Raw genomic sequence first — 11,882 nt, forward strand, 5'->3', positions numbered from 1 at the left:
AGGATAGTTTCATGAACGGACGTCATTGGGTGATCTGGGGTCTCATGCTCGCGGTCGCGATGATGCTTTTGTATGTCTTCTCGAACGCGGCGCCGACGTCAGCTGTCGATTCCCTGACATACACGGAGTTTCGCCAACAGCTGGACAATGGCGGGATCAATTCTGCCGAGATCGACGACAATGTGGTGACGGGGATTCTGTCCAATGGCCGCGAATTTGCAACCACGGTGCCGCAGAACACGGACGTGTCCGAGCGTCTCATCGCCGCGAATGTTCCGGTGAAGGTGGTGGCTGAAGAGGAAGTTCCGTTCCTCGTCTCCGTTCTCGTCCAGCTTCTGCCGTTCCTGCTGCTCGTCGCGCTCCTGTATTTTGTCGGCCGGCAGATGCAGGCCGGTTCGGGCCGCGCCATGGGCTTTGGCAAGTCCAAGGCCAAGCTGCTGACCGAACGCCATGGCCGGGTGATGTTTGACGACGTCGCCGGGATCGATGAGGCGAAGGAAGAGCTTGAAGAGATCGTGGAGTATCTGCGCGATCCCATGAAATTCCAGCGCCTTGGCGGCAAGATTCCAAAAGGGGCGCTGCTCATTGGTCCTCCGGGGACGGGTAAGACGCTTCTGGCGCGTGCCATTGCCGGTGAGGCCAATGTGCCATTCTTCACGATTTCCGGGTCGGACTTCGTTGAAATGTTCGTCGGTGTCGGGGCCTCACGCGTCCGTGACATGTTCGAACAGGCAAAGAAGAATGCGCCCTGCATCATCTTCATTGACGAGATCGACGCAGTCGGTCGCTCGCGGGGCGCAGGCCTTGGCGGCGGTAATGATGAGCGCGAGCAGACACTCAACCAGCTCCTCGTCGAGATGGACGGTTTTGAGTCCAATGAAGGGATCATTCTGATTGCGGCGACCAACCGTCCCGACGTTCTTGATCCTGCGCTTCTTCGCCCGGGCCGTTTCGACCGTCAGGTCGTCGTGCCGAACCCTGACCTTGTCGGCCGCGAGAAGATCCTCGGCGTCCACATCAAGAAGGTGCCGCTCGGACCGGACGTCAACGTTCGGACGATCGCTCGCGGGACGCCCGGCTTCTCCGGTGCGGACCTCGCCAACCTTGTGAATGAATCAGCTTTGCTTGCGGCACGCCGCGGCAAACGCATGGTAACGAACAAGGAATTTGAGGACGCGAAGGACAAGATCATGATGGGCGCGGAACGTCGCTCCACGGTCATGACGGAGAAAGAGAAGACGCTGACTGCGTATCACGAGGCTGGCCACGCCATTGTCGCACTGAACGTCCCGTCGACAGACCCTGTTCACAAAGCGACCATCATCCCGCGGGGCCGTGCCCTGGGTATGGTGATGCAGCTGCCTGAGCGGGACCGTTTCTCCATGTCAAAACAGGAGATGACGTCGCGCCTCGCCATTCTGATGGGGGGCCGTGTTGCCGAGGAACTGAAGTTCGGAAAGGAGCACGTCACCTCCGGCGCCTCCTCGGATATTGAGCAGGCCACCAAACTCGCCCGCGCCATGGTCACGCAGTACGGTCTGTCCGATTCGCTCGGTCCGATCGCCTATGCAGAGGACGAAGGCGAAGTGTTCCTCGGTCAGTCCATCGCAAAGTCTAAGACCTTGAGCCCGGAAACGGCGCGCAAGATTGAGGACGAAGTGCGCGATATTATCGAGACCGCCAACCGGACGGCCCGCCGCATTCTTGAGGCGGACAATAATGACGACTGGATCAAGCTGGCTGAAGGTCTGCTTGAGTACGAGACTCTCTCCGGCGAGGAGATCAATCGGCTGCTGAAAGGGGAGCGCGTCATCCGCGATGATCCTGACATGCCGCCGACACCGCCGCCATCATCGGTGCCGACTGCTGGTCCTCATACCGGCGGCGCGGTGGGCGGACCGGAACCCCAAGGCGCATAAATCGAGCGCTACTATCGATACAAAGGGCGTCCTGCGGGGCGCCCTATTTCGTGGGTTGCGCCTAGTCAATGTCCGCAAAGCCTCTTGTCAGAATCGTCAGGCTGAACCTAGGCTGCGATCGGAAAATGGAGGAGGGGACATGATGTCGTTTTTGCGCCGCAAGGCACCGATGGTGAGTTTGCTCGCGCTCTGTGCTGCCTGTGCTACCGAACCGCTTCCGCCAAAGCCGGCGCCGCCACTGCCCTTTCCCATGGGCGTGCCGTCGGCGTTTGCAACGGAAAACCCCTCCTGGGTAACCCCGACCGCGCCCTTCAAGATCGCGGACAACATCTATTATGTCGGGACGGAGGGCCTGGCCGTCTATCTCATCTCCACGCTCGACGGGCTCATCCTTCTGGACGGGGGCATGCCGGGCTATGAACAGCTCATCGTGGACAGCATTGAATCCTTGGGTTTCGATATTGATGACGTCCGGGTTCTGCTGAACAGTCACGCGCATTTCGATCATTCAGGCGGACTGGCCATGCTGCAGGCGGCCAGCGGCGCGGAATTGATTGCCAGCGAAGGGGACCGCTCAGCGCTCGAGAATGGTTTCTATCTGGGCGATGAGGACGATCCGAACCTTGCGGCCCCGCCCATTAAGGTCTCGCGTACCATCGCCGACGGGCAGTCGATCGATTTGGGCGGCACACGGATGACCGCTCACATAACGCCGGGTCATACGCGCGGCTGTACATCCTGGACGATGACGGTGCGGCTGCAGCGAATGCCAACGGACGTTCTGTTCTTCTGCAGCGCCACGGTGGCCGGCAATTCGCTTGTGCCGCCGCAATATGATGGCATTGTCGATGATTATCGCGAGACCTTTGACAAGACGCGGAACTGGAAACCCGACATTTTCCTCTCAAACCATCCGCAATTTTTCGGCATGACGGAAAAGCGGGCCCGGCTCGCCGCAGGGGACGAAGCCGCCTTCATTGACCGCGAAACATTCCCGGCCATGATGACGCGTCTGGAGGCGGCCTTTGAATCGAGGCTTGCAGAAGAACAGTCCGTAGGCGACCAGGACTGAAAACCGCTTACGCCCGGCCCGGCTGAACCCATTCTTGTGCAGACGGGCTATCGGTCAGCACGCGCGGAGTAGTGTATCGATGACGTTGACTGCCGAGAAGCGCGAGCCAGCGCCTGCGACGGAGCGCCTGGACGGCGTGGTCCTGGAAACCCTTGAATGGTCGGTGCAGTCCATGGGCTGGGCGCTCAGGCTAGGGTGGTTTCCCGCCATTCTGTCGACCATCATCCTGATCGTCCTGTATTCGCTCGTGGTCGGAAGCCCGCTGCAGTCGATCTGGAGCTATAACACAGCCCTGCAGGTCCAGCAGGCCATGACCTTTGGGATCGACACCAACATCGTCGATCCGATGCGGGTCTCAATGCGGTGGGGCGCCTTCGGTCCGTTGATCTATCAGTTAATTGTCACCATCTCGAGCCTCGCTTTCATACCCGTCATTGTCGTCGGCATGCTGTCTGCAGCAGCCGTCGAACGGCCGCCGGAGGGGGTCTTTCTTTTTCGCTGGGGTGGCCGGGAAAACAAGGCTGTCATCTACCAGTTCGCCCTCTGGATATTCGGTACAGTGATCGGTTTTATCTCTGCGCTGCTCGGGTTCGGTGGGGCCTTTATCTTCGGCGCCATGCAATGGTCCGTGCCGACATGGGCACTTATTTTCATCGTCCCGCTGCTGATCGTCGCAGCATTCTATTTCTACGCGCGGACCATTCTGATCTATCCCTATTTCGTCGTGAAAAATGACCTCGACATTCTTGAGCCTCTGCGCATGACAAGAGGACAGGTTGGTCGCATCGTCCTGTCGGCGATTGGTCTGTCGTTGGCCATGGCCTTCATCATGCTCGGTGCGGGTGTCGTTGGATTTGTCGCAGTGTTGCTGCTCAATGGCGGAAAATGGATCCTCAATCCCGAAACACCAGGTCATATTCTGTTGATTTGGAAGCTCTTTCTGATCGCGATCACCATTTTCCAGACATTGGTCGCGATCGGCTTCCAGGGAAAAATCTATGCACGTCTGGCAGGAACGGCCGATGACGCCTGACGCCGTCACCCTCATGGGCATCGTCAATGTCACGCCGGACAGCTTCTCCGATGGCGGACGATTTCATCATGCCGATCGGGCCATCGCCCATGGCCTGACGCTGGCGGAAGAGGGTGCTCATGTCCTCGACATCGGCGGCGAGTCCACCCGGCCCGGTGCTGCGACGGTCGATATCAATGAGGAACTCTCGCGTGTCATCCCTGTCATCGAAGGGCTTGCTTCGCGAACAGAATGTCTCATCTCCATTGATACGCGCAAACCCGAGGTGGCAAGGGCGGCCGTCGCGGCGGGGGCCGGGCTGTGGAATGATGTGACGGCCCTGACCTATTCGCCGGACAGCCTTGGCGTCGCCGCCGAATTGGGGGTCCAGGTCTGTCTGATGCATGCTCAGGGCACGCCCGAAACGATGCAAGACAAGCCGGTCTACGCCGATGTGGTCGCGGAAGTGGTCGACTATCTGTCCGATCGCATTGTGGCGTGCGCAGGGGCGGGCATCTCGCGTGAGCGCCTGATTGTCGATCCGGGTATCGGCTTTGGTAAAACGCTGGCGCACAATCTGGCCCTGCTTGCCCATCTGGACCGTCTGTCATCGCTCAATTGTCCTGTGCTGCTGGGCGCCTCGCGCAAACGATTCATCGCCGCCCTTGATCGGGAGGGGGACGCGATTGAGCGCCTCGGCGGATCGATCGCCGCGGTTCTCGCCGGACGACAAAAGGGGGCAAGCTGGTTCCGCGTTCATGATGTCGCCGCGACCCGGCAGGCGCTGGCCGTCGCGGGAGCGATTGCTGCCGCGGATTAACCATATTGCCATGGTTCATGACTTTGTAGGCCCTGCCGGGCTATGATAAACGGCGGGAAACAAGGATATTTTCTCATGCGCGGCGACGAACATCCTCGGGAACGCAAGATTTTCGGCACAGACGGTGTGCGCGGCCTTGCCAATGCAGGGGCGATGACGCCCGGCGGGATACTCAGCCTCGGAATGGCTGCGGGGCGGGCGTTTCGTCGCGGCACTCACCGTCACCGCGTGGTCATCGGCAAGGATACGCGGCTGTCGGGTTACATGATCGAACCGGCGCTGACCGCAGGCTTTATCGGCGCCGGAATGGACGTCATCCTGCTTGGGCCATTGCCTACTCCAGCCGTGGCGCAGCTGACCCGGTCAATGCGCGCCGATCTGGGCGTCATGATCTCCGCTTCCCACAACCCGTTCGAGGACAATGGCATCAAGTTCTTTGGTCCTGACGGGTATAAATTGTCGGACGAGACCGAGCTTGAGATTGAACGCCTGATGGAAGACGGCCCTGACACCGGGCTGGCTGACGCCAAGGAACTGGGCCGGGCCAAGCGGATTGACGATGCCGGTGCGCGCTATATCGAATTTGCCAAGGCGACCCTGCCGCGCCGTCTGTCGCTCGACGGGATCCGCGTGGTCCTCGATTGCGCGAATGGTGCTGGGTACAAGGTCGCGCCGACCGTCCTTTACGAGTTGGGCGCCGATGTCATCACCATGGGTGACAAGCCCGATGGCTATAACATCAACCGCAATTGCGGCTCGACCGCTCCGCGCCGCCTGCAGGACACGGTGCTGGAATACCGCGCCGATATCGGCATTGCGCTGGACGGTGATGCAGATCGCGTCATCATCGCCGATGAAAAAGGGCAATTGGTTGACGGCGACCAGATCCTGGCCGCGATCACTGAAGCCATGATGCGCAAGGAAGAGTTGTATGGCGGCGGCATCGTCTCCACCGTCATGGCCAATATGGGCCTTGAAAAGCATCTCGGCGGCATGGGGCTGGAACTCGTCCGCACCAAGGTGGGCGACCGCTATGTGGTTGAGGCCATGCGCGAGCGGGAAATGAATGTGGGCGGTGAACCCTCCGGCCACGTCGTTCTCAGCGATTATTCAACCACCGGTGACGGTCTTGTGACGGCGCTGCAGGTGCTCAGCCTGATCGTGGGTGAGGACAAGCCGACCTCTGAGGTCTGCCAGCAGTTCACGCCCTATCCAAACATTCTCAAAAATATCCGCTACAAGACTGGCGATCCGCTGGACAACAACCATGTCCGCCAGGCCATTGCCGATGCCGACCATGCGCTTGGCGTGAATGGGCGCACGGTCATTCGTAAATCAGGCACGGAGCCACTGATCCGCGTGATGGCGGAGGGCGAGGACGCTGCGCTCGTCAAACGGGTGGTCAACGATATCTGCAAAGCTGTCGAGGCTGCGATCTGATGAAGGGTCGTGTGCTGATCATTGCTGGATCCGATTCCGGCGGCGGGGCCGGTATTCAGGCGGACATCAAGACGGTTGCGGCGCTGGGCGGATATGCCATGACGGCCGTCACCGCGATCACGGTGCAGAATACCTATGGTGTCAGCGGCATTCATGCGGTGCCGGATGAGATCATCGGCCAGCAGATCCGTACGGTTCTCGACGACATCGGTGCCGACTGCATCAAGATCGGTATGATCGGCAGCGCGGCGGCCGGCAACGCCATTCTGGATGCCCTTTATGATTATGCCGGCATCCCGATGGTGGTGGACCCGGTCATGGTTGCGACCTCGGGCGACCGGCTGGGCGATGATGAAACCGGCCATATTATCCGTAACCGGTTTGTACCGCGGGCGACGGTGGTCACACCCAACGCGCCCGAGGCTGCGATGCTGGCAGATATGAATATCTCAACCAAGGCTGATTTGATTGAGGCGGCGCAAGTCATCCAGAATCTGGGGGCGGCGGCGGTGCTCGCCAAGGGCGGACATCTTGACGGCGACGAAGTCATCAATGTGTTTCTTGAAGGCACGAGTGAGGCCATCTTCGCCCATGGCCGGATCGAAAGCCGCCACACTCATGGCACGGGCTGCACGCTGGCATCGGCCATTGCGGCCTTCATTGCGCAAGGGGATGCGCCCCTGGAGGCGTGCCGCAAGGCGACGCTGTATGTCCGCGAAGCGATCCGTCACGCGCCCGGATTTGGCGGTGGCCATGGTCCGGTCAACCATGCGCTCAGACCGCTTGTCGAAGCCGGACGCGTTGTTTCCTTCGAGCCCTACTGATCACATAGCGCCGCGGCTCGGCCAAACACATCGTGGAACATGCTTTCGGTCAGCCGGCCTGTATTCGTGTTGTAGCGTGAGCAGTGGTAGCTCGACAGCAGGGTCACCGGGCCGTGGCCGGTCTCTATCTGATAATCCGCGTTGTGACCAAATGGATGCGCTGACAGCCTGCCGCCCAGCGCCCGGACCGTGTTGTCGTGACTGATCTTCCCCAAGCTGATGATGACCTTCAGGCGGGGCAGGCTTTCCATCCGTGAAACGAGAAAGGGGCGGCAGGCATTGGCCTCGGCGCCCACAGGTTTGTTCTCCGGCGGGACGCAGCGCACGGCATTGGTCACCATCGCGCGCTTGAGCCTGAACCCGTCATCGGGGCGGGCGTCAAAGGTTCCTGCCGTAAAGCCGAACGTCGTCAGGGTACTGTAGAGAAGATCGCCGGCATAATCGCCGGTGAAGGGGCGGCCAGTGCGGTTCGCCCCCTGGATACCGGGGGCGAGACCCACCACCAGGAGTTCCGTCGACTCCTCGCCGCCCTCGGGCACGAAGGAGGGCACGGCCCCGTTGAAATAGTCCGGGTATTTCTCCTGATTGGCCCGCCGAAACGCGACGAGGCGCGGGCAGAGCGGACAATCCTTGGGCGCTTCAGGCGGGTAGGCAGGGGCGTCTTTTGTCATAGGCCAGTCGGCTAGACCTGTTCGACGACCGGGGCCAGTATTGCCCTCGGGTCAGGCCTCCGCCCCATCATAGCTGTCCTCGAACTCATCCTCCTCGTCGGATGCCGCGGTTTCCTTGCGGGGCGCGGATGATTTGCGCCCGATGACGCCTTCGAGGCTGGTGAGGTCGATGAACTGGTCGGCCTGGCGGCGAATGTCGTCGGAGGCCATGGGCGGCTGGGTGCTCATGGTCGAGACGCAGATGACGCGACAGCCGCGTTGCTGCACTTTCTCAATGGCGTGCCGGAAGTCACCATTGCCGGTAAACAGCACGATGCAGTCAAGTTTCTCCGCCATCAGAACCATATCGACGGCCAGTTCAATGTCGACGGAGCCGCGATAGCGTTTGCGCCCTTGGGCATCCGTGTATTCGCGGGCAACCTTCGTCACCATCTGGAAGCCGTTATAGTCGAGCCAGTCGACGAGCGGCCGCAAGGGGGAATAGTCCTGATCGCGGTCTTCCTGCATCGCCGTGTAGTAATAGGCCCGGACGAGGCGCGTTTCTTCGCGCGTCCGTTGCAGCAGCCGTTTGTAGTCGATATCAAAGCCGAGATTGCGAGCTGTTTTATAGAGATTGGCGCCGTCAATAAAAATTGCGGTCCGATCATCGGGGTCCAGACCCATCCAGTCCTGCATGAAAATATCCTCCAACCTTATTTATTTATTGTGCCGATGCTTGGCGCCCGGTCATGATGAAGCGGCGAAACTAGCTCAATTAAGTTCGGAAGCAAATGCCCCAAATCCATGTAGGCGTCGGATCGAACAAGACTTTTTGGCAGGCACCTTCCGCCGAACTGGTACATGGTGCGTATGCTGCCTTGCAGTGTCTGGGCACCGATGCGGTAATGTCACCGCTCTATCGCAGCGCAGCATGGCCTGACGCGACCCAGCCTCCCTATGTGAACGCGGTCGTTCGCCTCTCAACGTCCCTGCCGCCACAGGCGGTGCTGGTGGCGCTGCAGGCCATTGAGGCCGCATTCGGCCGTGTACGGTTCGATGATCCTGCCCGCCGATATGCGCCGCGCACGATGGATCTGGACCTTTTGGATTATGAAGGCGTGGTGCAGGCCGACACGGCCCTGACCCTGCCGCACCCGGCGATAGCGCAGCGGGATTTTGTGCTGCTGCCGCTGCGGGATGTTACGCCCAAATGGCAACATCCCGTCACGGGGCAGGGGATTGGCGCGATGATCGAGGCCCTGCCTCTGGGGACGGCCAAGCGCCTCGGCGGGGGCTAGGCCCTTGCCACAGCGGCCAATCCCCGTTATACGGCCCGTTTCCAAGTGAATAGCGAGATTTTGCATGGCGCGCGTTACCGTCGAAGACTGTATCGATAAAGTCGACAACCGGTTTGATCTGGTCCTGCTGGCCGCCCACCGGGCACGCCTGATTGCTGCAGGTTCACCGATCCTGGTTGAGCGCGAGCGTGACAAGAACCCCGTCGTCGCTTTGCGTGAGCTGGCGGATGACAAGGTCAAATCCGCAGAAATCATCGAAGATCTGGTCACATCGCTGCAGACGCAGCTGGATATGGACGAGCCTGATGAGGCCGAAGGTCTGGCGGCTGAAAAAGCGGACCTTCCAGAGCACGACACGGTTTCTGAAGAAGATCTGCTCAAGCACCTTCAACAGACCGGCATGGCGCCACTTTCGCCGTCGAACAAATAGCAATCGGCTGGGGGTCATGCCATATATGACCCATGGCGACCGAAGGCACACCTCCTCATGAGACGGAAATCCCGTCGGATCCATCGACGCGTCCAGTTGCGACGCGCGGTGGCGAGATCCGCACGCAAGATCAGCTTTCTCAGAGTTCAGCATTTGAAGACCGTGGAGCGGATGTTCCGCGTCCTGCGGCGACGGCAGAATCGCACGCGATAGGCACGTCGGGCCCACCGCCGGGCTTTATCCGGCAGTATGAGCTCGTCGATCTCGTCAAATCCTACGACCCCCACGCCGATGAAGACCTGCTCAACAAGGCCTATGTCTTTGCCATGCGCGCCCATGGCGAGCAGAAGCGTTCAAGCGGCGATCCGTATTTTACGCATCCCTTGGCGGTGGCGGCGATCCTGACGGATCTAAGGCTCGATCCGGCGACGATCGCTACGGCCCTGTTGCATGACGTCGTCGAAGACACCGATGTCTCAATCAAGGATATAGAGAATGCCTTTGGCCCAGAGGTCGCGCGCCTGGTCGACGGAGTCACGAAAATCTCCAAGCGCGAGCTCGCCCCGGACACAGATGGCAAGGCGGAGAATTTTGCCAAGTTCATCCTGGCGACCGCCAAGGACGTCCGTGTACTGCTGGTCAAGCTGGCGGACCGCCTGCATAACATGCGGACACTGAATTATATTTCCAAGGTCGAGAAGCGTGAGCGCATCGCCCGTGAGACGATGGAAATCTACGCCCCCATGGCGGGACGGATCGGCGTGCAGCAGGTCAAAGAAGAGCTCGAGGATCTCAGCTTCCGCTATCTCAATCCCGGTGCCTTTGATGCCATTCAGGAATCGCTGACAAAGCTGGCCGAGGACAAGGTCCGGGACGTGGTGGCGTTGGCTCAGACCCTGCGCGTCCAGCTGGCCGATGCCGGGCTGTCGGCCGAGATCTATTCACGGGAAAAACGGGCATTCTCCATCTGGCGGAAGATGCAGCGCAAGCGGTCGACCTTCGAAGAGCTGGCGGACATCTACGCGTTCCGTGTCCTCGTGGACAGCGTCGAGGACTGCTACCGCGCGCTGGGCATTATTCACCGGGCCTTCCCGATGATCCCCGGCGAATTCGACGACTATATCTCGACGCCCAAACCCAATGGCTATCAGTCCATCCACACGGCGGTCATCGCTTCACGGGCCGATGTGCAGGGGCAGCGTGTCGAGGTGCAGATCCGGTCAAAGGACATGCATGACACGGCCGAACGCGGTGTTGCGGCGCATTGGCGGTACAAGGACCAGACGAGCCGCCAGGGCGGTGGGGACAGTGTCGAGCTGGGTCGCGATGGCCGCTATTCAGCCTATGACTGGTTGCGGGGCGTCATTGAAACGCTGAATACGGACGAATCTGGCACGGCGTTTCTCGAGCAGGCCCGGATCGACCTCTACCACGATCAGGTTTTCCCTTTTACGCCCAAGGGTCGCGTTATTCCGCTACCTATCGGGGCGACGGCGCTGGATTTTGCCTATGCGCTGCATACGGAAATCGGTGACCGGTTCTCTGGCGCCAAGATCAACGGTGTGCGGCGTCCGAACAGGACACCGCTGCGAAATGGGGACGTCGTCACGGTTCTCAAAAGCGACCATGCTGCCATCCCCACGGGTTGGGAGAGCTTCGTCGTCACGGGCGCGGCCAAATCCGGTATCCGCCGGCGGATCCGCCAGCTGCAGCGGCAGGAGCAGTACGAGCTTGGGGAGCGAATCATCGCCTCGACATTTGGTGCGCGCGACCTGCCGTTTTCAGCCAAGGCGCTTGAAGATGCCGGGCAGCGGCTTGGCTTTGCCACGACCAAGGAATTCTACGAGGCTGTGGGCCGCATGGATGTCAGCGGCCGTACGGTTCTGCAGACGGTGTTCCCGAACCTCGACATGGCGCCCACGGACGCCGTCGAACGCTCCCTTCATCGCGGTGACAACGTCCCGCGGGGGATCGTCTCTCTCGCGGGCGTCACGCCGGGGGCGGCGGTTCGCCTGGGGACGTGCTGCGGCCCTCTGCCGGGCGAGCGCATTGTCGGGGTGAAGGGCGAGAATGGCGCCATCATGGCGCACCGGATCGACTGCGAACGGCTGGCGCATGCGGATGACGAGGAATGGCTCAACCTGTCCTGGACGTTCCGGGACAATACCCAGTTCGCGGTGCCGATCGTCATCACGGTGAACAACCGGACCGGCGCTTTAGGCCATATCGGGTCGATGCTGGCGCGCTACGGGGTCGATATCGTCGACCTGCGCCTTGAACATCGGGAGGTTGATTTTTCGGACCTGTGCGTCGACATCGCGGTTCGTGATGCCAAGCATCTGAACAATGTGCTGACCGGTCTGCGCGCATCCAACTATGTGGTGGCGGCGGACCGTGTCGAGGAAACAGGATAAAGA

The 11,882-nt window shown here is 60.5% G+C and carries 11 protein-coding genes; 9 read left to right on the forward strand and 2 right to left on the reverse strand.

What is annotated here, in order from left to right; all coding sequences use genetic code 11:
* Positions 1–11: 11 nt before the first annotated feature.
* From ftsH to thiD, 6 genes are all read left to right on the forward strand, one after another.
* Positions 12–1,919 carry an ATP-dependent zinc metalloprotease FtsH gene (ftsH, locus tag RUI03_RS04405; RefSeq protein ID WP_317289072.1) on the forward strand — a complete coding sequence of 636 codons (1,908 nt, stop codon included), beginning with the start codon at positions 12–14 and terminating at the stop codon, positions 1,917–1,919.
* A 139-nt stretch (positions 1,920–2,058) separates the two neighbouring features.
* Complete coding sequence (gene bla, locus RUI03_RS04410) at positions 2,059–2,991, forward strand: subclass B3 metallo-beta-lactamase (protein ID WP_317289073.1); 933 nt, start codon at positions 2,059–2,061, stop codon at positions 2,989–2,991.
* A 79-nt stretch (positions 2,992–3,070) separates the two neighbouring features.
* On the forward strand, positions 3,071–4,024 hold the full coding sequence (locus RUI03_RS04415) for a hypothetical protein (RefSeq protein ID WP_317289074.1): 954 nt from the start codon (positions 3,071–3,073) through the stop codon (positions 4,022–4,024).
* The gene (gene folP / locus RUI03_RS04420; RefSeq protein WP_317289075.1) at positions 3,990–4,823 is read left to right on the forward strand and encodes a dihydropteroate synthase; all 834 of its coding nucleotides are present in this window, start codon (positions 3,990–3,992) and stop codon (positions 4,821–4,823) included. Before RUI03_RS04415 ends, folP begins: the two co-directional genes overlap by 35 nt.
* A 75-nt stretch (positions 4,824–4,898) precedes the next feature.
* A complete protein-coding gene (gene glmM, locus RUI03_RS04425) occupies positions 4,899–6,263 on the forward strand; it encodes a phosphoglucosamine mutase (RefSeq protein ID WP_317289076.1) in 1,365 nt (454 codons plus the stop codon).
* Positions 6,264–6,274: 11 nt separating this feature from the next.
* Positions 6,275–7,087, forward strand: coding sequence for a bifunctional hydroxymethylpyrimidine kinase/phosphomethylpyrimidine kinase (gene thiD, locus RUI03_RS04430; protein ID WP_317289077.1), 813 nt, complete (start codon positions 6,275–6,277; stop codon positions 7,085–7,087).
* Here thiD and RUI03_RS04435 read toward each other — a convergent pair.
* Entirely contained in the window at positions 7,081–7,758 is a 678-nt protein-coding gene (locus tag RUI03_RS04435) for a uracil-DNA glycosylase (protein ID WP_317289078.1), read from the reverse strand. The two genes, thiD and RUI03_RS04435, sit on opposite strands and share 7 nt — an antisense overlap.
* 51 nt (positions 7,759–7,809) lie before the next feature.
* Positions 7,810–8,433, reverse strand: coding sequence for an NYN domain-containing protein (locus RUI03_RS04440; RefSeq protein ID WP_317289079.1), 624 nt, complete (start codon positions 8,431–8,433; stop codon positions 7,810–7,812).
* A gap of 95 nt (positions 8,434–8,528) precedes the next feature.
* On the opposite strand from RUI03_RS04440, the gene folK reads away from it, so the two are divergent.
* From folK to RUI03_RS04455, 3 genes are all read left to right on the forward strand, one after another.
* Positions 8,529–9,035: a 2-amino-4-hydroxy-6-hydroxymethyldihydropteridine diphosphokinase gene (gene folK, locus RUI03_RS04445; protein ID WP_317289080.1), complete on the forward strand. Its 507-nt coding sequence runs from the start codon at positions 8,529–8,531 to the stop codon at positions 9,033–9,035.
* Between the two features lie 64 nt (positions 9,036–9,099).
* Positions 9,100–9,465, forward strand: a complete 366-nt coding sequence (gene rpoZ, locus RUI03_RS04450) for a DNA-directed RNA polymerase subunit omega (protein ID WP_317289081.1) — start codon at positions 9,100–9,102, stop codon at positions 9,463–9,465.
* Between the two features lie 32 nt (positions 9,466–9,497).
* Positions 9,498–11,879 (forward strand): bifunctional (p)ppGpp synthetase/guanosine-3',5'-bis(diphosphate) 3'-pyrophosphohydrolase, encoded by a 2,382-nt coding sequence (locus RUI03_RS04455; RefSeq protein WP_317289082.1) that lies wholly within the window; start codon positions 9,498–9,500, stop codon positions 11,877–11,879.
* Positions 11,880–11,882: the final 3 nt, after the last annotated feature.

Origin of the sequence: Parvularcula sp. LCG005 (genome assembly GCF_032930845.1) — a bacterium.
GTDB lineage: Bacteria > Pseudomonadota > Alphaproteobacteria > Caulobacterales > Parvularculaceae > Parvularcula.

Excerpts from the sequence above, each read along its gene's own strand:
- RUI03_RS04455 (WP_317289082.1), top strand. The coding sequence starts at position 9,498 with ATGGCGACCGAAGGCACACCTCCTCATGAGACGGAAATCCCGTCGGAT.
- folK (WP_317289080.1), top strand. The coding sequence starts at position 8,529 with ATGCCCCAAATCCATGTAGGCGTCGGATCGAACAAGACTTTTTGGCAG.
- RUI03_RS04435 (WP_317289078.1), bottom strand. The coding sequence starts at position 7,758 with ATGACAAAAGACGCCCCTGCCTACCCGCCTGAAGCGCCCAAGGATTGT.
- RUI03_RS04415 (WP_317289074.1), top strand. The coding sequence starts at position 3,071 with ATGACGTTGACTGCCGAGAAGCGCGAGCCAGCGCCTGCGACGGAGCGC.
- RUI03_RS04440 (WP_317289079.1), bottom strand. The coding sequence starts at position 8,433 with ATGCAGGACTGGATGGGTCTGGACCCCGATGATCGGACCGCAATTTTT.
- bla (WP_317289073.1), top strand. The coding sequence starts at position 2,059 with ATGATGTCGTTTTTGCGCCGCAAGGCACCGATGGTGAGTTTGCTCGCG.
- folP (WP_317289075.1), top strand. The coding sequence starts at position 3,990 with ATGCACGTCTGGCAGGAACGGCCGATGACGCCTGACGCCGTCACCCTC.
- rpoZ (WP_317289081.1), top strand. The coding sequence starts at position 9,100 with ATGGCGCGCGTTACCGTCGAAGACTGTATCGATAAAGTCGACAACCGG.
- ftsH (WP_317289072.1), top strand. The coding sequence starts at position 12 with ATGAACGGACGTCATTGGGTGATCTGGGGTCTCATGCTCGCGGTCGCG.
- glmM (WP_317289076.1), top strand. The coding sequence starts at position 4,899 with ATGCGCGGCGACGAACATCCTCGGGAACGCAAGATTTTCGGCACAGAC.